This window comes from Lutispora saccharofermentans, assembly GCF_024363565.1.
Taxonomy (GTDB): Bacteria; Bacillota; Clostridia; order Lutisporales; family Lutisporaceae; genus Lutispora; species Lutispora saccharofermentans.
Map to the genome: position 1 here is coordinate 60,562 of NZ_JAJEKE010000020.1, position 23,235 is coordinate 83,796.

The 23,235-nt window shown below is 41.8% G+C and carries 19 protein-coding genes and 1 tRNA gene; 3 read left to right on the forward strand and 17 right to left on the reverse strand.

The features are described from left to right. Positions 1 to 224: 224 nt before the first annotated feature. On the forward strand, positions 225 to 1,976 hold the full coding sequence (locus tag LJD61_RS17380; RefSeq protein ID WP_255228825.1) for a sigma-54 interaction domain-containing protein: 1,752 nt from the start codon (positions 225 to 227) through the stop codon (positions 1,974 to 1,976). Positions 1,977 to 2,176: 200 nt separating this feature from the next. On the opposite strand, the gene LJD61_RS17385 is transcribed toward LJD61_RS17380, so the two are convergent. The 7 genes from LJD61_RS17385 to cooS all read right to left on the reverse strand — a co-directional run bounded on the left by LJD61_RS17385 (position 2,177) and on the right by cooS (position 11,199). Beyond that, positions 2,177 to 2,716 (reverse strand): shikimate kinase, encoded by a 540-nt coding sequence (locus tag LJD61_RS17385; RefSeq protein ID WP_255228826.1) that lies wholly within the window; start codon positions 2,714 to 2,716, stop codon positions 2,177 to 2,179. A gap of 196 nt (positions 2,717 to 2,912) precedes the next feature. Continuing rightward, positions 2,913 to 4,037 carry a shikimate dehydrogenase gene (aroE, locus tag LJD61_RS17390; RefSeq protein ID WP_333783147.1) on the reverse strand — a complete coding sequence of 375 codons (1,125 nt, stop codon included), beginning with the start codon at positions 4,035 to 4,037 and terminating at the stop codon, positions 2,913 to 2,915. Beyond that, positions 4,037 to 5,128, reverse strand: coding sequence for a chorismate synthase (gene aroC / locus LJD61_RS17400; protein WP_255228827.1), 1,092 nt, complete (start codon positions 5,126 to 5,128; stop codon positions 4,037 to 4,039). Before aroC ends, aroE begins: the two co-directional genes overlap by 1 nt. Then, the gene (gene aroA / locus LJD61_RS17405) at positions 5,109 to 6,398 is read right to left on the reverse strand and encodes a 3-phosphoshikimate 1-carboxyvinyltransferase (protein ID WP_255228828.1); all 1,290 of its coding nucleotides are present in this window, start codon (positions 6,396 to 6,398) and stop codon (positions 5,109 to 5,111) included. Before aroA ends, aroC begins: the two co-directional genes overlap by 20 nt. A gap of 71 nt (positions 6,399 to 6,469) precedes the next feature. Continuing rightward, positions 6,470 to 7,558 carry a 3-dehydroquinate synthase gene (aroB, locus tag LJD61_RS17410; RefSeq protein ID WP_255228829.1) on the reverse strand — a complete coding sequence of 363 codons (1,089 nt, stop codon included), beginning with the start codon at positions 7,556 to 7,558 and terminating at the stop codon, positions 6,470 to 6,472. 247 nt (positions 7,559 to 7,805) lie between these two features. Then, positions 7,806 to 9,035: a DUF438 domain-containing protein gene (locus LJD61_RS17415; RefSeq protein ID WP_255228830.1), complete on the reverse strand. Its 1,230-nt coding sequence runs from the start codon at positions 9,033 to 9,035 to the stop codon at positions 7,806 to 7,808. 250 nt (positions 9,036 to 9,285) lie between these two features. After that, positions 9,286 to 11,199 (reverse strand): anaerobic carbon-monoxide dehydrogenase catalytic subunit, encoded by a 1,914-nt coding sequence (cooS, locus tag LJD61_RS17420; protein ID WP_255228831.1) that lies wholly within the window; start codon positions 11,197 to 11,199, stop codon positions 9,286 to 9,288. A 90-nt stretch (positions 11,200 to 11,289) separates the two neighbouring features. Between cooS and LJD61_RS17425 the strand changes: the two genes are divergently transcribed. Beyond that, positions 11,290 to 11,460 carry an aspartyl-phosphate phosphatase Spo0E family protein gene (locus LJD61_RS17425; protein WP_255228832.1) on the forward strand — a complete coding sequence of 57 codons (171 nt, stop codon included), beginning with the start codon at positions 11,290 to 11,292 and terminating at the stop codon, positions 11,458 to 11,460. 47 nt (positions 11,461 to 11,507) lie between these two features. Here LJD61_RS17425 and cheB read toward each other — a convergent pair whose 3' ends face one another. From cheB to LJD61_RS17475, 10 genes are all read right to left on the reverse strand, one after another. After that, positions 11,508 to 12,575 carry a chemotaxis-specific protein-glutamate methyltransferase CheB gene (gene cheB, locus LJD61_RS17430; protein WP_255228833.1) on the reverse strand — a complete coding sequence of 356 codons (1,068 nt, stop codon included), beginning with the start codon at positions 12,573 to 12,575 and terminating at the stop codon, positions 11,508 to 11,510. A gap of 191 nt (positions 12,576 to 12,766) precedes the next feature. After that, positions 12,767 to 13,417, reverse strand: a complete 651-nt coding sequence (locus tag LJD61_RS17435; RefSeq protein ID WP_255228834.1) for a peptidoglycan recognition protein family protein — start codon at positions 13,415 to 13,417, stop codon at positions 12,767 to 12,769. Positions 13,418 to 13,725: 308 nt separating this feature from the next. Next, positions 13,726 to 13,801: transfer RNA gene (locus LJD61_RS17440), tRNA-Lys, on the reverse strand. A 106-nt stretch (positions 13,802 to 13,907) separates the two neighbouring features. After that, positions 13,908 to 14,534, reverse strand: coding sequence for a DUF4230 domain-containing protein (locus LJD61_RS17445; RefSeq protein ID WP_255228835.1), 627 nt, complete (start codon positions 14,532 to 14,534; stop codon positions 13,908 to 13,910). A 49-nt stretch (positions 14,535 to 14,583) separates the two neighbouring features. Beyond that, positions 14,584 to 16,209, reverse strand: a complete 1,626-nt coding sequence (locus LJD61_RS17450) for an amidohydrolase (protein ID WP_255228836.1) — start codon at positions 16,207 to 16,209, stop codon at positions 14,584 to 14,586. A 31-nt stretch (positions 16,210 to 16,240) separates the two neighbouring features. Continuing rightward, positions 16,241 to 18,925 (reverse strand): bifunctional diguanylate cyclase/phosphodiesterase, encoded by a 2,685-nt coding sequence (locus LJD61_RS17455; RefSeq protein ID WP_255228837.1) that lies wholly within the window; start codon positions 18,923 to 18,925, stop codon positions 16,241 to 16,243. A gap of 316 nt (positions 18,926 to 19,241) precedes the next feature. Further along, entirely contained in the window at positions 19,242 to 19,595 is a 354-nt protein-coding gene (locus LJD61_RS17460; RefSeq protein ID WP_255228838.1) for a hypothetical protein, read from the reverse strand. Positions 19,596 to 19,757: 162 nt separating this feature from the next. Beyond that, positions 19,758 to 20,570 carry an alpha/beta fold hydrolase gene (locus LJD61_RS17465; protein ID WP_255228839.1) on the reverse strand — a complete coding sequence of 271 codons (813 nt, stop codon included), beginning with the start codon at positions 20,568 to 20,570 and terminating at the stop codon, positions 19,758 to 19,760. Between the two features lie 237 nt (positions 20,571 to 20,807). Further along, positions 20,808 to 21,656, reverse strand: a complete 849-nt coding sequence (locus LJD61_RS17470) for a prenyltransferase/squalene oxidase repeat-containing protein (RefSeq protein WP_255228840.1) — start codon at positions 21,654 to 21,656, stop codon at positions 20,808 to 20,810. Between the two features lie 254 nt (positions 21,657 to 21,910). After that, positions 21,911 to 22,195: a hypothetical protein gene (locus LJD61_RS17475; protein WP_255228841.1), complete on the reverse strand. Its 285-nt coding sequence runs from the start codon at positions 22,193 to 22,195 to the stop codon at positions 21,911 to 21,913. 394 nt (positions 22,196 to 22,589) lie between these two features. Between LJD61_RS17475 and LJD61_RS17480 the strand changes: the two genes are divergently transcribed. Then, complete coding sequence (locus LJD61_RS17480; RefSeq protein ID WP_255228842.1) at positions 22,590 to 23,042, forward strand: pyridoxamine 5'-phosphate oxidase family protein; 453 nt, start codon at positions 22,590 to 22,592, stop codon at positions 23,040 to 23,042. Positions 23,043 to 23,235 lie beyond the last annotated feature (193 nt).

Below are 23,235 nucleotides of genomic sequence, written 5' to 3' on the forward strand. Positions count from 1 at the left end.
ATTATTCTTATACATATATATTTGCACATTCTATGCCAAAACCTTTTTTATTAAGTAATATTTTTCCTCTATGGCAATCACAGTGCGGATCATAGGTTTCCAAGGCCTTGAGTGAAATATGGAGGACAGGCGCTTAAATATGGCAATATATTTATGTGTCATTTTTGTCATATTAATTGTCATTAGCGTCCATAGGATATATAATTAAAAGCAGAGGTGATAGGATGAGTTATCTAGAGAATCATAAGGATATGTTAAAAACTATTATACAAATAATAAACGATGCACTAAACCTTGATTGCGCGGTTTTTGACACCGAAAGCAATCTGATAGCCAGCACTACTCAATACCTTAAAAGAAAGGGCAACTCGGTCCATGCCCCCTCTATCGAGGAGGTAATTTTAAACGGCAACATATTGGTGAACAAGCCCGGCTATATGAAATCCTGCATAGGCTGCCGCTTCAGGGAGCATTGCCCTGCCACTATAGAGTTTTTGAACTGCATCAAGATAGAGGAGCTTCCAATAGGAGTAATAGCATTGACCTCCTTCACAAAATCCGGCCATGATAAAATAACTCATAATATTGATTTGTATACCAAAATCCTGAATGAGATAACGGTTTTGATTTCAAATATGATATACAACAAGGATAAGACAAGAAGGACTCTGGCTATGGAAGAGATGCTGCAATGCGCCTTAAATATCTCAGATGACAGCATGATCATCATTGACAGCGCAGGCTCCGTCTCCTATGGAAACGATTCGGCCTTAAAGCTGTTCTCCTTCTGCAGCTTATATACCCAGACAGTGCGCCAGATATTGCCGGAGCATATGAACAGCAGGATAATGAAGGGCGAAGAGATCCAAAACGAGATAGCCAGAATAACCAATCAATATATGTTTGTAAGCAGCATGCCCATAATCCATAACGATGCCTTTATAGGTGCGGCTATAAGAATAAGCCAGGATAGAGAGACCAAGTACAGCAAGAAGCCCGACCATAAGGCAAACAAGGATAGGTGCCTGGAGGATATCAAAGGTGACAGCTTTGCCATAAAGGATTTGAAGAAAAAAGTAAGAAAGATAGCCAGCAGTTCTTCAACTGTTTTGATCACAGGAGAAACCGGAACCGGCAAAGGGCTTCTGGCAAAAGCTATACATTTTGAGAGCAGCAGGGCAAACCAGCCTTTTGTAATGATCAATTGTACAAGCATACCCGAAAGCCTTTTCGAAAGCGAAGTGTTCGGCTACGAAGAAGGAGCTTTTACCGGAGCTAAAAAGGGAGGCAAGCCGGGAAGGTTCGAGTTAGCCCAGAAAGGCACGATTTTTCTCGATGAAATAGGCGAGATGCCCATGCCCATGCAAGCCAAGCTTCTGAAGGTGCTGCAGGAGTATACCATAGAAAGAGTGGGAGGAATTTCATCCATACCGGTTGATGTAAGGGTTATTGCTGCCACGAACAAGGATCTTGAAGCTTTGATAAAAGAAAAAAAATTCAGGGAAGATCTGTACTATCGTCTCAACGTAATACCCATCGATCTTCCTCCCTTAAAAGAAAGGAAAGAGGATGTAGGCCCCTTGTCCAAGGAATTCCTTAAAAAATACAATCATAGATTGAATAGAAAGATACCCGGCTTTTCTCAGGAGGTCATGGATTTCTTTATGGATTATTCCTGGCCGGGCAATATCAGAGAACTGGAGAACATCGTTGAATATGCCGTCAATATGGCAGAAGGCATGATAACTATTGAGGATATACCCCATAAATATTCTCAGCTCAATAAGGAAGCAAAGGAATCCATAAAATCAAAGGTTGAAAGCGTAGAGCTGGAGATGATCAAGCAGGCGCTGGACAAGCATGGATGGGATGTAAAGGGCAAGGCCCTGGCAGCAGAAGAGCTGGGCATGGGGCTCAGGACACTGTACAGGAAACTGAAAAATATTGAAAAATGGAAGACGGAGAACACGGATTGACACTGAATTATTCACGGATTTACACGGAAAGTATATTATGTTGTTATGTGCAAATATTACCGGAAAAATAATAAATTAACCATACTAAGCCATATAAAACTTATAGCAACTATATATACGTCAATTGAAGACATTATATGTCATCCTGAGGACGGAACGACCGAAGGATCTAGATTCTCAGCATATACACACTACGGCCGCTATGTCTGCTTTGATATAATGACTTCTCCGTGTAAATCCGTGTTCTCCATCCCTATGGCTTCTATTATATCATCTATAACCTGGTCAATCCCCTTATCATTTAATATCTGTATATCGCAATATTTTTTGTAAAGCTCTATCCTATCCTCATATAAGCTGCAAAGCTGATCTTTGCCATTTTTGAGAAGAGGTCTTCTGGATACATCCACATCTGATAATATATCATCCAGATTCCTGTCAATAAAAATTATTACACCATTTTCCTTCAGGGCCCGTATATTGCAATCCTTCAATACAATACCGCCGCCTGTGGCTATGACCAGGGGCTGCATCTTTGATACTTCCCTTACTGCCTTTTTTTCAATTTCCCTGAAATGCGCTTCACCGTATTTGAAAATATCAGAGATGGTCCTCCCTTCCTTTTTTTCTATGTATTCGTCTATGTCGCAGAATTCCATGCCAAGCCTTTCTGCAAGCCTTTTACCTATTGTGGACTTGCCGCTGCCCGGCATACCGATCAGCACTATATTTCTGCCCATCGTATTATCTCCTTTTCTATGGGGTATTCCTTGAGGGCCAGCCACTGGCCTCCAGCTTTGAGCATGCCTCCGGAGTCCTGGAGAACGGAAACCACTGAAAGACACGGAATTTTTCACGAAAAAACACGGAAAGATTTTTTGTGAAGTTTCAGTGCCCTTCTGTGTTCACCGTTCCCTCTGACCCCAAAGCCCTACCCTAAAATCTTGAGTTCTTAACCCTGAGCTCTACACTCTGCGCATATATTTCATCAGCCGTAGACCCTGGGATATCTATATCGTTCCACAGTTCCTGGGATTTCACCGCTTGGCCTGCAAGCATATATAATCCGTTTGCTGCCGTCAAGCCCTTCTCCCTCGCATATTTTAAAAATAAGGTTTCAGATGGGTTATATATCAAGTCTATCGCATAGGAGAAATTTCCGATAATGTCGGGAGGTACAGGGCACACATCTATATCGGGATGCATACCGCAAGGCGTGCAATTTATTATCATATCAAAGGAACGCAGCAAGCCCGCTTCTTCATAGCCGTATATGCCCAAATCCTTGAATCTGCATTTCGCAGAATCCTTATTCCTGCTTACCAGAGCTATCTCTTTTATTCCATTGTCCTTCAGATAGCGGACTACCGAATTGGCGGCACCGCCTGCCCCTAATATCACGGCCTTTTTGTGGTGCAAGTCTACGTTCATCTTATCCAGCATCATTCCAAAGCCGTAGTAGTCGGTATTGAACCCATATGCTTTCTTTTCCCTGAAGCATATGGTGTTTACCGCACCTATTCCTTTTGCCTCCCGTGATACTTCGTCCAGATATTCCATCACTTCAACCTTATAGGGTATGGTGACGTTCACCCCTTTTATGTTCAAATGCTTAAGGCCGTCTAAGGCCCGGCTGAGGCTGTCCCTTTCAACCTCAAATAAGTGATAGCAGCCTTTTATGCCAAGCTTTTGCATTATTATCGAATGTATGGCCGGGGAAAAGCTATGCCCCAGCTTTTCTCCTATAAGCCCATATAGTTTAACATCCGAAGATTCCGGAGCATCGGATATACAAGACATCCTTGAAGCCTGGTATTTTCTGCTTATGTCCATCAAGCACTGAAAAAATTCCTCCGTCTCCTTCTCAATATCCTTATTTTTCAGCCTGGAAAGGTTCTTCGCTATGACCTCTTTTTCCCGCTCCTTCACCAGTATGGGCAGTTTATTCTTCTCCTTATAGTCCGCAACCTCTGCAGCGATATTCATTCTTCTTTCAAAAAGCTCCGTAAGCTGCTTGTCGATTTCATCTATGCTGTGTCTCAGACTTTCAATATCTTTCATTATTTCACCCGGCTTTCAAAGAGCATAAAGTCCAACAGCACCAGAGCCGCCGCAGCTTCTACAACAGGCACCGCCCTGGAAACTATGCAGGGATCATGCCTGCCCGATACCTGTATGCTCGTATTCTTTTTTCCCTTTATATCCACTGTCCTCTGCTCTCTGCCTATGGATGGGGTCGGTTTGATCGCCGCCCTGAAAACGAGAGGCATTCCACAGGTGATTCCTCCCAAAATGCCGCCGTTATTATTGGTATATGTCTTTACGATTCCGTCTTTAATATACAGCTCATCATTGGCTTCCGACCCTCTCATATATGCGATGTCAAAGCCTGCGCCAAATTCTACCCCCTTGACGGAGGGGATTGAAAACAGCAGATGCGACAAGCTGCTTTCTACAGAGTCAAAGAACGGATCTCCCAATCCCTCCGGCACATTTACAGCTGCACATTCAATGATTCCTCCTAGTGAGTCTGCCTGCTCCATTGCGGCTAGAACAGCTTCCTTCATTTTTTCACCGATTTGGTCATCTATCACCGGCAGCACCTTGTCTCTTATGGATTTTAAGGCTTGTGCATCAATATTCACAGGATCAAAAGCCTCATCCTGTACACTTCCTATGCTTTTTATATGGCTCCCTATGATCACTCCTCTTTTCTCAAGCATCTGCCTTGCTATAGCGCCTGCGAATACGAGGGGAGCCGTTAGCCTTCCGGAGAAATGTCCGCCCCCTCTATAATCATTAAAGCCTTTATATTTCACATAACCTGTATAATCAGCATGGCCTGGCCTCATTTTTGCTTGCATTTCCGAATAATGAGCCGATATACTGTCGGTATTCTTTATGATGGCGCACAGAGGCGCTCCTGTCGTCCTGCCTTCAAAGAATCCGCTGATTATTTCAAACTCATCCTCCTCCGCTCTGGAGGTGGAAAGAATGCTTTTACCCGGTGCTCTTCTTGCCATTTCCTGCTTGATGCCATCAATATCTATCTCAAAGCCCGGAGGCAGTCCGTCAATATTTATCCCTATTGCTTTACCGTGGGATTCTCCGAATATAGAAAGTCTGATGCTCTTACCCCATATTCCACTCATCTGCATTGCCTCCCAAACTTTTGAAATCATTCCAGAAACCCGGATAAGACTTTTTCACCGCATGGCTGTTCCTAATCGTTACGGCATCTTTGCATCTCGTGGAAGCGATGGCTAAGGACATTGCTATCCTGTGGTCATTCCAGCTATCTGCTATGCCTCCATCCAAGGATTTCCTTCCGTTGATGATGAGCCCGTCTTCCAGTTCTCGGATATCTGCGCCCAGATTGCGGAGCCCTTCGCATATGGCTTTCAACCTGTCGCATTCTTTTATCCTTAGCCTTCCTGCATTCACTATTTTTGTTGTACCGCGGCTTAAAGCTCCCAATACCGCAAGTATGGGTATTATATCGGGAAATTGGGAGCCGTCGATCACAGTCCCTTGAGTATCGGCTCCATAGGCCTGAATGTAGCCTCCCTTGGTTTCGACTTTGCCTCCCATAGCTTCGATGATTCCCAATACGGCTTTGTCTCCCTGAAGAGAATCTATATTCAGCCCCTTGCATTTTATATCGTTTCCTAAAGCTCCGGCCACAAGATAAAACGCTCCCTGGGAGAAATCTCCCTCCACAGCATAATCTGTGGGCTTGTATATCTGCCTGCCCTTTATATAAAACTCTCTCGACTTGCTTTGCTGTATGTCTATGCCGAATCTTTTCTGCATATCAATGGTCAAATCTATGTATCCCCTGGACTCCATATCGGTTGTAACCGTTATTTTGGAATCTCCGTCAAGCAAGGGAAGGGCCAGCAAAAGGCCGCTTATAAACTGGGAGCTTATGTCTCCCCTAATCTTGTATTCCCCCGGCTTCATGCTGCCCTTTATTTTGAGATTCAAGCCATCCTTCTCATATTCATAGCTTATGCCATGCTTTTCAAATATTTCATAATATAAGTCCAAAGGCCTCTTGCCCAAATTTCCCCTGCCTGTAAACACAACGCTGTTTTCTTTTGTAAGAGAAATAGGTATCAGCAGCCTTAATGTAGTTCCTGACTCGTTGCAATCTATGACATTGGTAAAAGCAGCATTTGCGTTATCAAGAAATTCGGCACCGTTTATTATAAAGCCGCTGCTGCTTTTTTCAATCTCCGATCCCAGAGCTCTCATGCCTTCTATTGTAGCTGTCAGATCATCAGAAAGATCAATATTTGATATGCTGCTTTTGCCTGCCCCAAGACCTCCGCAGATCACTACCCTGTGCGCCATGCTTTTGGAGGGGGGCACATTTATTGTCCCCCTAAGCTTTGAGGGCATTATTTTTACGCTTTTCATGGGTTCACCGCCTTTGGAATTTAAAGTTGTGCTAACTGATAATGCACTCTTTTATCAGTTAGCACAACATGTTAATTTCGAGTTATTGCAGCAAAATCAAATTTCTCTTTTATAAAGTCTGTGCTGGTTTTTATTACTTCGGCATCTCCTATTTCTTTAAGCACAACAATATTTATATGATCTCCCACATTTTTTTTGTCGAGCTTGATGCCCTCAAATATTTTTGAAGTATCATCGATGTCTATGCAGTGCGGGAGATTATATTTGCACAGTATATTCCTTATGGCCTCAGCGGTGCCTGCCCGTGTCATGCCCAAATCCTCGCTGAACCTGGTCATCATATGCATACCTATGGCCACAGCCTCACCATGCGTATACTTCTCATAATTAAAATATTTTTCTATTGCATGGCCTATTGTATGTCCGAAATTCAGGAGCATCCTGGCTCCCGTATCTTTTTCGTCCTTTTCTACAAGCTCTTTTTTTATGGTACAGCAGGAATGTATCATATATTCCATGCTCTCATTCAATTCTTCAATCGTATTATAATCCGACAAGGCAAGAAATAATTTTTTGTCCCTTATGCAGCCGTATTTTATCGCTTCCGCCAGCCCGTCGTAGAGGAACCTTTTGTCAAGAGTTTTCAAAAGCTCCGGATCTATAAATACTGCTTTCGGATGATAAAAGCTTCCCACAAGGTTTTTGCCTTGCTTGAGATCTACGGCCACCTTTCCTCCTATACTGCTATCTATTTGGGCCAATAATGAGGTGGGAACCTGCACATAGGGTATGCCCCGAAGGTATGTTGAGGCTGCAAATCCTCCTATATCTCCTGCTACGCCTCCCCCAAATACGACTATAAGATGGCTCCTGTTGATCCCTGAATCTATCAGTGAGTCGTAGATGCCCAAAAGGGTATCGAAGGACTTGCTTTTTTCTCCCGGGGGCAGCACTATACTGCTCGCCTCAAATCCTGCAGCCTTAAGTGCGGGAAAAAGCCGGCCGCCATAGAGGCAGTTCAGGTTTTCATCAGTGATCACCGCTATTTTGGAGCCGCCGTATATCTTCCTTATCTCTGTCCCAAGCTCATCTATCAAGCCCTTGCGGATATATATCGGATATTTCTTATGCCCTAAGTTTATATCAAGAAAGCTGTTCATCAAATCTCCCCTATTCTTCTTCCGGCTCCTATGAAATTCTCCACAAGCATGTTTTTATCCTTTTTTACTATTGTATTTTTTATTATCCCGTTTAACTTAATCTGTTGTGCTGGCTGATAAAAGAGTATTTTGTGAAGAGACTTAGAGTTTGTTAGCGAAGTATAGGAAAAGTTTTGACGCAGCCCTATACAAGCTTACAAACTCTTAGCCTCGAAGCTTTATACTTGTTATCAGCTATCACAACAGATTAACTTAACAGTCTCTTTTCCCCCTGTATGTCCTGAATGGGCTTGATGTTCTGTGTCACTTCCAGAGTGCCCATATAGTTGCCTTCCCTGTCCCTGACTGCAAAGTATCTGATATATACAAACAGCTCTCCCATCTTGATCCAGAAATCCTCGTGGTCTTTTGTCCCTGCTTTGAAATCATGCAATATCTTCTCCACTGTATGGACGCTTGCCGGCGGATGGCAGTTTTGGACTGTCCTTCCTATAACAGCTTTTGTTCTGGCAAATATCCTCTCCTTGCCTTGTGAAAAGTACTTCACCACATCATCTTTATCAATGAAGGTTATATCAAAGGGCAGGGTATTTAATAATGACTCAAGCTCCTCAACCCTTAAGATGCCCGCATCGAATCTTACATAGCCCGCTGCCTCTCCTGCCGCATCATTCTTATCCTTCTTCTCTATATTTACTCTTTGAGGCTTCCACACACCTTCCGGTTCAGTGAGACAGTACCCTATTTCCTGGCTTTCCTCCATTATTGATATCCATTCATCCTCTGTGAAGCTGTCCTTGCACATAGGGAACAGTATATTTTCTTCCTTGTAAATCATCTCAGAGACCTTTTTCGTCAGGGCTTCCAGTCTTTTTACCACTTCTTCCTTGTTTCCCCTGTAGCTTTCCAGCTCCACCTTTATGCCTTTTATTTCAGCCCTTATCTCATCATCTACGCCCCACATAACCTTAGGAGGCGCTGTTATGCCATATTTCTCCAGGTAGGGAAAGATAAGATTTTCTTTTCTGCTGTAGTGCTTGTCGATATCCCAAAGAAGGTTCAGATTTTCTATCAGCTTGTTTATATTATCCTTGCCGTCGTCTGCTTTAAAAGCATCTAATGCATCGCTGAGCTGTCCTCCCATTAATTTTTCCAGCTCTCTGTTTTCCAGTTTAAAAGTATTAAGAGGATGTCCTGATATTTTTTCAAGCTCCCGTTCATCAGCCTTGTGTATCTCTTCAATGGAACCTTTAAATACTGCGGAATGAACATCACAAAGCCTTTGAACCTCTTCCACCGGCATGCCTTCTGCGATTATAGCCGCTTCCATCTCCGATATCTCCGATGCGGAGATTCCTTTAATCAGCTCTGCAAACCTCGACTTTACTTCCTCTACGCTTTTTCCTTCATGGAGCTCAAGTATCAACTGCTTCAGCACTTTTTTCCTGTATTCTCTGTTATTTATTATTTCACTCATTTAAAACCCTCCTATATAAATTTTGTAACGAGATGATTATATGAATTTTAATATATTGTCTGGATAATTATGTTAGCTTAATTATAAATCTCAATCAGAGCCTTTTCTGTAATCAATATCACCATTTGAAAATAGACCACAAATCAAGTGGTCTATTTCTATATATAACGTGAAAAAGATTTTACAGCAATCGTTATCAGTCAGCATAACAGCTATGTAGAATATTTAATGCGTTATATATAGTAAAATCTTATTTCAACCCAAGGGCTTTTCTCTTTTTGTTGATATGCTCTTCTATGCCGTCTGCAGCTTCTCTGGGGTTATCTCCCAGCCCTACCTTACCTCCCGTAAGCCCCTCCACATCCTCTGTCAGCAGCTTTACAAGACCCGGGGCACCTGTAATGAAGGGCACCGGAGAAAGATGAGTATAGGCCCCGTATGCTATGGCAAACACACCGTCTATAGTAGCCTTCTGCTCCATCCATTCGGGTGCAGTTACGGCTATGGGCAACTGGGGCACATCGACATCCATATGATCTGCCAAGGCTGTCACCAGCATGGATATCCTTCCGGTGTCCGTACAGGTGCCGAAGCTCAGTACAGGCGGAAGCTTCAGCATGCTGCATACCTCCGCCAGGCCTTCGCCGGCCAGCTTGACGGCATCCAGATTGCATAGCCCCGCTACCTCCAAGCCGTGATTGCCGCAGCCTGCACTGACCACCAGAATATTCCTTCTTATGAGCTCTTTTGTGAGATTCACAGTATTCCAGTCCTGAGGACCGTTTCTCAAGGTAGAGCAATTCGCCAGAGCTGCAACACCTTTGATCTTGCCCTCACTTATAACCTGAACCAAAGGATCGAGGCTGTTGCCCAGTGCATTGAGCACAGCTTCGGTGGAAAAGCCGGCTATGGCCTTCTGCTTGATCCTGGGAACCTTTGGCTCTATTTTCCCATGCCTCTTTCGGAAATTCTCAATAGCAAGATTTATCAGCGAGTCCGATATAGTGTCAACCTCTTTTGGGTTATAGTCAAAAGCATATTTCAAACCCGGTATCCTTACGATGTCATTGACGCTGACCATAGTGAGCCCATACTTTTCCGCATAGCGATCTATAGCAGGAGGGGAGCAATTCTCTTCCATTGCAAATACATCAACGGTACCCGTTGCAAGCAGTGGCTCAATGGACAGCCAATTCCCCATAAGCCCTACGAATACATCATCCATGTCAAAACGCTGCAGCAGCTCCTGTCCTGTTTCTATAGAGCCTACTATGCGCAGGCCCCTGGCTCCTGCTTTCTTTGCTCTTTCCTGAACCTCATCTGTTTTTGCTTTTTGCAAGGTTGCCACCCCAAGCCAGGGCTGGTGCCCATTAAAAACTATATTTACATAATCCGGGTCCATTATGCCGAGATCGACCTCAACCTCATGGGGTTTTGGGGTTCCGAACAATATATCCTGCACCATTTCAAGGCCGATCTGGGCATTATATATTGTTGATATGCCCAGCCTGAGAGATTTCTTGGCCAAAGATACATAGTCCCCATCCACATTGGTAAGGCAGCTCGCTACGCAATCCTGCTCCTCATAGATAACCCCTGCAGGATATATGCCCAGGCTCCGCCATACCTCTTTTCTTTTTTTGGGTGCAAATACTTCGACCATTGTATTAGGCCTGTCATAATCGCTGTGCAATTCCTCGAGCAGGAAATCCGCCAGCTTTATGGCCATTTGGTTTATATCCTGCTCCGTATCGATATTCAGCATTTTGCACATCCATTTCAGCTTCTCAGCATCGGTTATCTTAAAGGGCGTCTCAGCTTTTGCCGTAGCCTTAAGAGTCCTGAAGGCCTGATAAGCATGGTGCCCGTATGTGCCTGCTCCCATTATGTTATGTAAAAGAAAAGTTCTCATAGCCATGGCATCAGGCCCTATGCCGCATACACCCCTGGTCTGCCCCGATTTTTCGCTTATTCTGCATGGCCCTTGAGAGCAAAGCTGGCAGCTCAACCCCTCAAGGCAAAACTTGCAGCGGATTTTTTCCTGCAGAGCATAGCGGTCAAAGACATTAGTCATTCCGTCTTCCCTGATCCTTACCAGCATTTCCTCCACAGAGTCATGATAGCTGACCCTTCCTTCAGTTTTTTCCAATATTGTCTCATTCATATTGAATACTCCTTCCTCAGGTTTTCTAGAATAAGTTTTCCAATAATGGCGCATAGTTATTCTATATTTAATAAATAGGAGGATTTCATTATGACTGAGTTGGAATCGTTGTTGAACGATATAGAGAGGCTTAGGAAGAACCTGATAAAGCTAATAGAGGAGAAGGGCAATTTGCAAGACTCTGTGATAATTGCTGCAAGTCAGGAGCTAAACGAGGCTATAACAAAATATAATGACCTGATAATCAAAAGGGTAAAATAAAAAAATAAAGTACTGCAAAGCTTGCAGTACTTTATTTTGTAGTCTCTCTATTGATTATTCAACCGGCGGATTATACCGTCTGCTATATCCTCTATATCCAGTACTTCATCGGATAGGCCCGCTTCGTATGCGCTTTTTGGCATTCCATAGACTGCACAGGTTTTCTCGCTTTGCGTTATAACATAGCATCTTCCGTTTTTCTTCAGCTCCCGCAGCCCATCAGTGCCATCCTTGCCCATACCGGTCAAGACAACGGCCAGTATATTTAAATCCGAAAAATTATCTGCTACCGATTTGAATAGCACATCCGCTGCAGGGCGCACACCGTTCACAGTCGGCGTCTCTATCAATTTTATAGTCATGCCGTTTGATGCCGACCTGGCGAGCACCATATGCTTTCCGCCTTTTGCTATGTATATGTTTCCTCCGGCAGGAATATCTCCGTCTTTGGCTTCGGATACCTCCAGCTTGCATATATTGCTCAAGGATTTAGCAAAAATAGCTGTAAACTCCACAGGCATATGCTGTACTATCAGCACCGGAAGCCGCAGATTTGAAGGCAGTTTGCCGCAAACATCATACAAAGCCTTCGGCCCGCCTGTTGATGAGGCTATAAGCACCAGGTCTATTTTGGACTTGGGTACCTGCCTTTCAGGTTTTGGCTTCACGGCTGCCACATTTTCCGATTTCTTAACCGGACTATAAAATTTATTAATGGCAATATGATTGAATAAAACCTTTAAGTAGCTTGATATGCGGAAAATATTTGCTTCAGGATTGCTTCCCCTTGGCTTTGATATAAAATCCAAAGCCCCCATTTCCAGCGCATCCACTGTAAGAGCCGTATTATCATTTCCGGCAGAGCTGATCATTATAACCTGAGTATCCTTATATTTTTCTTTTATTTCCCGCAAAACCTCTAACCCGTTAATACCAGGCATATTTACATCCAACAGCACTACATCGACGACCTTTTGCTTCAGCTCATTCAAGCAGGCCATACCGTCAGCTACAGATGCCTTAACCACCGCAGAATTAGTCCGTTCTACCGCATCATTCAAAAATTTGCGAAATAACGCCGAATCATCTACTATCATTACACTTACTTTTCTCATATCATTTACTACTCCTACTTAACGTTATCGTTCCTTATATTTGCAGTACATAAACAAAAATCACTGCAGTCCTTGCAATGTCATAACATTTTTCTGGCCTTTGCAACTGCAATGTTTGAAGCTTAAATTTTTTCAGCTTATATTCTTAATTATATGCTATTTTATAAAAATAGAAAAGGGTGGCCTTTCGGCTACCCTCTCATCCTGTATAGCATGGTCCAGACCTCTTCCCTGGTAACAGTGTCCTTGGCCCTGGTGCCGTCTGATATTCCATTTTCAACTACCCAGGCGGTAGCTTCCTTTGCCCATGGACTTACTTCATCCTTTGACTGCAGCATCTTATTTATCTCTTCCTGCACTCCTTTTCTAAAATCATCCACTGTACGGCCATATTCCTTGAAGTATGCTGTCGGGTCTGTGTGAGTTGTTCCGCCGGAGCGTATCCTGATTTCATCGTGTGACAGCAGATTATCTTTCGTTATTGTTTTTATATCAAGTTCATTAATGTATAGATTCGCAAACAGCCACATACCTTTCTTCCACACTATATTGAACTTTTCAACATCATGCTTTGCCGGTCTACATAATTCGATACCAATAAATCTTGTGTTTGCGTAAGTGCCAGCATGACCGGCCTGTTCATTCCAGGGTATGGTCTGTATAATATCATCCCAGTCAATAAATGCATGGGCCGAGGCTTTCCTATCTGCCGAGTTGAAATACTTATAATGATTCTCGGCAGTCGCTCCGGGATTAGCCGTTTCATGGACTACAATTCCCCGGGGAATAAGCGGTTTCTTTGAACGGTTCTTAGAAATGAATTTTTCTTTGATTTCGTACATAATCATCACCTCTATTCGATTTTAACCGGCAAGCCGTCAATATAACGAGTTTGAAGCTCTGCAGGAGCCCCTAATTCCAGATGCTTATTCTCGTTAAGATAGATTTTGTAAGCCTATTACTATATAACTATATAACACTTTTCTTTCCTCTGTATTTTATATTATTTAAGCAACGCATTTTATGCTACATAAAAAAACTTTCAGAAGCTCCTATCAGCTAGCCCATAGGCCATCGCATTATAGTGACAAAATATATAAAAATAAAAAAACTTGCAAAGATTTAAATCTTGCAAGCCTTATTTTTCTGATGGTGCGCCATCGGGGACTCGAACCCAGGACCCATTGATTAAGAGTCAATTGCTCTACCAACTGAGCTAATGGCGCGTTAGAATTTGAATACTGTCGCAATCGACTTCTCCATTATACAAAATATAAAATAATATGTCAACCTATAATGAATCAATTTAACTATTTTTTTTATTGCCTTTTTTTATTGATTTTCAAAACTAATTTGTACGCTTTCATATCCTAAATTCTTCAGGAATTCTTCGAGGAAGAGCTTTATATTATTGTCTGTATCCTTAAGAAAGCCTTTTTCCTCAAGCTGAGTTTCTATCTTATCCTTTTCAGTGGAAAGCTGATTAAAAATATCATTTATGCTCAAATTATTGAACACCGAATTTTTTTCATCATAAACATATATGCTTTTTTCATCTATGACATGATCCAGTATCTTCGAATTTTTGAGCTTCACTTCAATAGCTTTCCCTTCATTGGATAATATCTGTATATCCTGAGCATTTATACCCGCTTTCAAATATCCATCGTATTTTATCAAAAATGATTTTTCTGTAAAAGGCACTTGAAAATCCTTGATTTTCATATTATCTTTAAAAGCTACTACATTGCTGTAAAAATATTTATTGGAGGATAATTCCCACAGCCTTTCAACCCTTTCCAAAATAACGGTGGAGTCTTCTATTGTTTGCTTCTCAACTATGCTGACCGGTTCTGCTGTTTTTTTATTATCGATTATTTTTGACACCGAGAGGATGATTGCCAAGACTAAAATTAGAATTACTATAGTTTTAATAGATATTATTTTTTTAAAATTCATACCACCAAGACTCCTCAAAATTTGATTCAACTGCTTCTACTAAATGATATTATAGAGAACCCCACATTATCTCTCCGTTTAAAATTGTTGCTGCAACTTCCACATTTTTAATTTTATCAGGCTCTATCTCAAATATATCCTCGGACAGGACAGTGAAATCTGCAAGCTTGCCTGCCTTTACCGAGCCTTTGATATCTTCCTCAAAAGAAGCATAAGCCGCTCCCATGGTAAAACCATATAGTGCTTCCTCCACTGAAATCTTCTGTTCCGGCAGCCAGCCGCCCGTCGGGTAGCCTCTGAGATCCTTCCTCGTCACGGCTGCATAGATGCCATGCATCACATTGCAAGGCTCAACAGGGCAATCGGAGCCGAAAGCCGTGTGCACGCCTCTATCTATAAGGCTTTTCCAATTATAAGTCCGCTTTGCCCGTTCAGTGCCTATTCTGTCTTCCACTATATGAAGGTCATAATCCAGAAAAATAGGCTGCACATGTGCAATTACGTCTGATTCCTTAAACTTATCCAAAAGCTTTTCATCTGTTATCTGGCAATGGACTATTGAATGCCTTACATGTTTATCCGGCATATTATTCTTTGCCTTATCTATGCTGTCAAAGGCCATATACATTGCCTTATCGCCTATGCAATGTATTGCGGTGCTCATATTTCTTTCGTGAGCGTAGGCCACAAGTTCATCCAGTTCTCCTTGGCTATAGGTGCATATGCCGTAAGTGCCAGGAGCGTCCTCATAGGGCAAAGTCATGTATGCGGTTCTGGCCCCCAGCGAACCGTCCGTAACAAGCTTTAAAGGCCCCAGCTTAAAAACCCTGTCTCCCCAGCCGGGATAATATCCTTTATCGAAAAAGCTCCTTAATTCCTCCATGGTCGGCAGCAGGCATTGTTCATACAGCCTGATTTTCATCCTGCCTTCTGCTGCAAGCTCTTTGTATGCCTGAATTACCTCTTCAAAGCCCAAACCCGGAGCAGACTGCAAATCATCGCTTTGCACTGAGGTTATGCCAAAGGATAGGGCTTTTTCCTGAGCTGATATGAGCATCTCCTTGATGGTTTCTATATCAGCCTTGGGAATCGCCTCATCTACCATGGAAATTGCATTTTCTCTGAAGATCCCATTGGGCTCACCTGCATCATCCAAATCTATGGCTCCGCCTTCGACTTGCTTTGTATTCCTGTCTATACCGCACAATTCCAAGGCCTTGCTGTTGACCGCCACAGCATGTCCGCAGGCTCTGGTAATCATTATGGGATGGTCCTCGGATACTTCATCCAGATCATATCTGTCGGGAAATACCTTCACATCAAAATAATCCTGATTCCAGCCCCTTCCCAAAACCCATTGCCCCGGTTCAATATCATGATCTTTTATAAAGCCCGATATTGAAGCTTTGAGCTCTTTCATGGATCTGACGCCGCTCAGGTCAATATTTTGCATACTGCAGCCCAGATTCAAAAGATGCATATGGCTGTCTATTAGCCCGGGCACCATAAGCCTTCCCTTCAAATCTGCAATCAAAGAGTCTGACTCTTGATGCTTCAATGCTTCTTCATTGCTTCCCACATATACAATTTTACCCTTTGAAACGACTACTGCTTCCACCAGAGGCATATTCTTTTCCATCGTTGCAATTTTGCCATTAATAAATATCTTATACACGAAAACGACTCCTTTCGATAAACAGGACACATCATGGGATCAATTTCATTGCTTTTTCGCCCGGCAAGGGTCTGCTGAAAAGATACCCTTGCACCACATCACAATTATACCACTCCAGATATTTTAATTGTTCTTCATTTTCAACTCCTTCTGCCACCACCTCAAGCCCCAGATCATGGGCCAGTGAAATAATAGACCCTGCTAATCCGCTTTTTTCGCCGGTGGATAAAATATTGTCTATGAAGGATTTATCTATCTTTAAGACATCTATGGGCAGCTCCCGCAAATACGTGAGGGAGGAATAACCCGTACCAAAGTCATCCAGGGATATCTTGACTCCCAGCTCCCTCAGTTCCTTTATTTTTTTCATATTCAGATCTATATTTTCAATCAATACACTTTCGGTGATTTCCAGCTCCAGATACGATGGCTTGAGGCCTTTATTCTTCAGGACACCGTCTACCATTGATAAAAAATCCTCCTGCATAAGCTGTATAACTGAGACATTCACTGATATGCTGATATTTTCATGTCCCATATCAATTACATGCTTTATAAAATCGCAGGCTTCATTGAGCACCCATTCACCCAGAGGGACTATCAGCCCTGAACTCTCAGCAATGCCTATAAAGTCTGCAGGGGATACGAACCCGTGCTCGGGGCTGTTCCACCTGAGCAAAGCCTCAAATGCCCTGATCCTGTTGGATGCTATTTCATATTGGGGTTGATAATGCAAAGAGAATTCATTGTTTTCCATGGCCTTTTTCATGCTGTTTTGAATCTTCATCTTTCTGACTATGATGTCATTCATGTTCTTATCAAAGAAGATATAATTTCTTCTGCCGGCTTCCTTAGCAGCATACATGGCTATATCCGCACATTTGAGAAGCTCCTTGAAATCCCTTCCGTTGTCAGGATAAAGGGCAATGCCTATGCTCGTTGATATATTTATCGATGTGTTCCCTATATGAAAATTAGGCTCAAAGTTTTTTAACAGCCGGTCTGCAAAAAGCTCAATTTCCTCCAGATCTTCATAATCAGTTATCAGAATCATAAACTCGTCTCCGCCAAGTCTGGCAGCTATATAGCCTTCTTTGACCGTTTCTTTGATGTTCTCTGCTACCTTGACCAGCAACTCGTCCCCCAAGGAATGCCCAAAGGTATCATTTACAAATTTAAAATTATCCAGGTCCATATAAAGCAGCGCAGCTTTTACATCTTTGTTCAGAACACTGCCGTTAAAGCTGACCTCCAGATTGATCCTGTTGGATAAGCCTGTCAGAGGATCGTAGTATGCCAGCTTATGAATGCTCTTCTCTTTCTCCGACAGCTCTTCATACTGTTCTCTCAGAGTCTCCTCCGACGCATAAAGCTCTTCGTAAAGGGAAGTCAATTCCTCATGGCTTTCTATCAGGTCTTTCTCGATTTTTACCCTTTCGCTGATATTCATGCCTACAATCTCAAAATATTCATCTTCATGATCAGGCATCAGGTTCAAATTCCATAGCAGGTACAGCTCATCTCCGGCTTTATTTTTTAAAGACAGTTCCAGAGAGTTTAAGCTCTTTCCGCTTTTTATATGCTCCATCAATTTATCATAAGAAGGAGCGGCATCAGGATTTATAATATCTTCCAGCTTCAAATCCCCTGCTATATCCTCTTTTTTGTACCCCAGCTTTATTTCGGCATATCTGTTGAACTCAAATATTGTGCCTTCTCTGTCCATGCCTATTATTATCAAATTAGCGGCTTCAATGGCAGCATCTGCGATGCTTTTTTCAGTCGCCAGGTTTTTTCTGAGTATCCTTATGTAAAATTGAGCTGCTGAAAATATGACTATTATCAGCAATAGCAAAAATCCAACAAAGAAGTATATCTGATCTATGCTTTTAAAAACCTGTGTTTTAGGCGCAGATATGCCAAAATACCAATGGGTATCGGGTATTTTGGCATAACCGGCATAGGTTTTTTGGCCGTCAAAAATATATTGTCCTGCTCCTTTTTCATTTCTCTGCATATTGATGAAAAAATCATGCATGCTTTCATCAAAGCCTAGCTCTTTCCAGTCCAGGATAACGTTGACCCTATTGCTTACCTGATCCCGTCTTTCATGAGCTATGGTTGTTCCCATGCCGTCAATTATATACGATCTTCCTAGGGTTCCCAGCTTTATCCCGTCGGTTATTTGGGAAAGAACTTCAACATTCTGGGTAGAATACAAAACCCCGATGATATCTTCACCATTTGCTATAGGCACAGCAAAGGTGATGATCAGCGTGCCGTCAACCCTGCTGGTTATGGGATCTGATACGTTTTTTATTCCCTTTATGGCCAGCTTGAAATATTCCCTGTCGCCCACATATAGCCTGACGCCGTCAGTGGTCACTGAATTTCCTGATGCATCTGCAATGCTCATCCTTGCAAAGCCTTTTCTCTTTGCTTCATTTATCAATAATTTAATTTTATCTTCCGCAGAAACATTTGGATCCTTTATCGGCTCTTCGGCGGCTATGGTTTCTATAACTTCCAGACTGCCCTTCAGGCTGCTTTCTACAGCCTTGGAGCCGAGCATCGCTATCTCGGTCAGAGATTCAGAAATGTTTTCAACAATAGCATCAGAAGCGAAATAATAAATGAACGCACCTATCGCAATGGAAAAAATCATGATCGCTATGCTGCTTATCAGTATGGCTCTCGTTCTCAAATTCCTCCTCATGAAAGTACCCCCTACTTTTTATAATATAGGTTTATACAAGGATTCTTCTTTTGTATATGAAATGAGGATTTATATGCAGCTATTGTATAAAAGTTGTGAGAAACATTTTCATTTTAAGGAAGGTAATACTTAGATTGTAACAAATTTCATCAAAAAAGTGAATGATATTTACAATATTCGCCATGGAAATTTTATATGAATACCAAGTTTATGTAAATGCCTAATAGGCGGCACAAAAATAGCCGCCTCAAAATTGAGACAGCTATTGACTCCAGTTAAAACTGATTTCTTCTTTTTTATATGCTTCAGCCGGTTTTTATTCGCCGGTATTATAATATTTCAAATCCTCACCGTCAATCTCATCTGTTTCATATAAGAACACATTGCCCTTGCTGCTTTGGAAAACAATGTTATCATCTGTATCTATATATGCTCTTATGATAGTTTCATATCCGGTTTCTGATTTATAAGGTATTCCTTCGAATAAATTCTGGTATGCCGCCTTATCCTTGACCATGGTAGCCTGACCTATGCTGCCGTATTCAATTTCATCCTGCCAAAGAAGGTTGATCATTTCTGTAATGCCATAGCTTTCAATTTCCGACCATTTTGTCTTTATCTTTTTATTTTTTATCAGTTCTTCAATAGTGGTATCCAATTTAACAAGCAATATTTATTCCTCCTTAGATTACTGCTTTCCAGCACCATCTTTGCAGCTCCCAATATCATATGTGTGCTTATAACTTGAGATTTATTATATTTCTATATTTATTTATTGTCAATCGTTAATTATTTATGTAGGATGATGTATAATATTTCAGCTTTCTTCAACTTAGGATTCTATAAAATTCATCAATTCCTCATTAAACAGATCCCGCTGGTCATAGAAGGAGCCGTGACCGCTATATTGAAAAGGAATGAGCTTAGAATCTTTAATGCCTCGGTTTTGCACTTCACCTAATTGAAATGGAACGACTTTGTCATGAATACCATGTATGATCAATGTTGGCACGTTTATTGTTCCTAAATCACGAAACAGTTCTTCACGCAGCCAAGTATTTGCAATGGCAGCAGTTGACCAGCCTGCCGCTTCCAACCCTAATTGCAGGAACCAAGAAGAGAATGGCTCAGTTATATACTGAAAGAAAAATATATCGCCAAAATCCCTCAGCATTTTAGGACGATCGGTATATGTTCCCTCAATTATTTTGATTACAGCCTCCTTCTCTAAGCCATAAGGGAAATTAGGGCGTTTGATAAGACTGGGAGCCGCTGCTGCAAAAAGAGCAAGCTTAGATACTCCATATCCATTGTGCCTGGCCATATATCTAATGGCAATTGCCCCGCCTGTTGAGTGGCCTGCCAGCGTAAAATCTTGTAGATGAAGCGTCTCAACTACACATCTGACATCGTCAGCCAACCGGTTGTAATCATACCCTCTCCATGGCTTATCGGATTTACCAAATCCCCTTTGATCTAACCCAATACATCTGTATCCGTTTTTAGGAAGCTCATTAAACTGATATTCAAATAATTTATGGCTTCCAGGCCAACCATGCAGAAACACAATCGTCTTATCGCCTTCCGGATTAAGGTCCTCCACATAAATTTTTACATTTGGCTCTACCCTAACATAATATCCCATCAAAATACCTCCAATAATTTAATGGCTATATTGACATGTTATTCATTCAAACACGAGTTTATGAATGATTGAGCTAATTTTCAAATGCCTTGCTTATCGGCTTTTGCGTACAAGGTCAATAATAGCATCAAAGGCATAGATAGTATTATGCACACAGTTGCATGCATCCACATGCCGCCAGAAAATAGGGGTAAAATAAAAAAGCTGTAGAACCAAAGACTCTACAACTTATTATTTCTATATGGTGCGCCGTGCGCTGATAAGATTTTCTAAAATTTCATGATAGCGTTTTGTTCCCAATTCGCTTGGTTTACCTTTTTTGCAGAAGGAAAGCTCAGCCAGCTTTGGAACAACACGCTCAACCACGATCTGCCCATCCACCATTTTGGATTCCAGCATTTTCAATGCCTCGTGAAAACGTTTGTCTTCCTTTGCCCGGTCGTAAAAGGATAAAACATAGACATAAACAAAAAGGTTGTAGTTGCGGAAAGGGTATTCGAGCTGCATAAACAATGTGCCGATTCCATAGTGGCACGGGCCGATGGGCTTCCTGATCGTCCAATGCTCCAGCAAAAAATCTACGGCCTTGTCAAGTGCCGGTTCTTTATTGAGATAGTCGCTAAAGCGGAACGCATTTAAGGCAGTAAGCGTCGGAAAGGGATTTGAATACTCCGTTTCCGGCCCCCGGCCAAAACTGAATTTATTGCAGCGCCAGCCGCCATCTATATACTGTATATCCAAAAGATGCCGGAAGGTTTTCTGCAGTCTGATATCGCCAACATACCCCATGTGACAAAGCACATTGGCGGCGTGGGCGGTATGGCATGGATAAATAGAACCTGTCGGGTACAACTTGAAACGTCCATCCTCCTGCCAGGTGCTGAGGAACAATTCTGCGGCTTCTTTCAGCAAAGGGTCAGTGGGTTCCATACCCAATTCCAACAGGAAAAGCACGCTCTCCAGAGTCGAGAACGGTGCTCCTTTCAGCAGACGCTTGTCGGGTGTAGTCCACAGGTCGAAACCATTATCGTATCTATGCGACAATATCGCTTCAACATCTGGTACATATTGCTTCTCTACGGCCATTTCTTTCACCTTCATCTCATATTGCACATTCATGCTCTAATTCATTTCTATCACATAAATCAACTATCATTATACAGGAAAATCTATCCTGCAGCAACAAAAGCCACCCTTGCATCAGCCTGGTAGTCTAGCTTTGCATTTTCAGCGTGATGGTTGGGAAAATCAACAGCATAATGTACTTGTTAAGCCATGTCAAAGAGTAAGCAACAATGAACAATTTATAAATAATACAATATCTATATCGTAAATATATGCTAATACTTCTTCCAATATCCATGTGATGAATGCTTTATAATATTTTGCGATTGAAGTTTTTTTAAGGCCGCACTCGTAGCACCGATTAATGAATCATCTAAAGGTAACTGAAATCCAATTTTCTTGCTCATCTCTATTCGTACAGCTTCATCTATCTCGTCTTTCTTGAGTTCTATATCGCTGTTTAATAATATGTCTCTAACAATTTCCTCAATTGAAGGCAGATTCTCTCCTTCCAATTTCTTTCCAATTACCGCAGCTTGATATGTCTGGTTACTTAGCATTTGATATGTACACTCCTTTGCTATATCTTCAATTTGATGATTTTACCTTAACATGCTTCTGCAATTAATGCAAACCTTAGAATGTGCGAAATATCTTGATATCAAAAGATACTAAAATATGCCTCAAAGCACGTATATAATATTTTTTAAGCAATGTCTAACAACATAATTGGTACTGTCCATCCTACAGGCTTATATCTTTGTGCTAACAGCAGATTTATATTATCTTCCATCCGAATTTTTTTATTACGGTATAATTACGGTATAATTTATGATAAGAATTACATGAAATACAGCGGTTTAATTTCATTTACTATTATTTATATTTTCTGAATATGACATGCAGTTGTCCTGTTCCCTGTGATATTATGTGAAAGAGATGGAGGTAAATGAAATGAATGAATTGAATTACATCGAACTACAGAGCGAAATAGAAAAAAAGCTTCAGACGGAAGAAATGATTGTCCTTGCTACTTGTGCTGATAACAAGGTTACAGCAAGGATGATGTGCCACATTAATGATGGCATAACAATCATGTTTTCAACGAGCAAGAACAGCCAAAAAGTTGAGCAAATCAGACAAAATCCCAATATCGCTTTGGCTATCGGGAACTTGAAGATTGAAGCAGTTGCAGAACTTTTCGGTCACCCAAGCAGTCACCCTTTTTTTCTTGAAGAATACCCCAAGAAATTTCCTCATTTGGGCAAAATCTATTCAAGCACACCCGATGATCTGCTTATCATTGCCAAGCCTATAAAAATATCGCTTTATAAATTTATAGGCAAACCTTGTGAGGATGTCCTGGAGATAGAAAATGATCGTGCATATCGTATAGAACTTAAATAACATAATACAAAACTGCAACGATTCAAAGCAGCGGTTCTCAGCTAATAAATGCAATGTGTAGCTCATTTGTTTGCGTAGTATGATAATTTGCTTCGATCCACACTCCCGGTAAGGGAGTGACAAAGGGCGGCGCAGCCTTGGAATATAAACCTACAATTTCAATCCACACTCCCGGTAAGGGAGTGACATATAC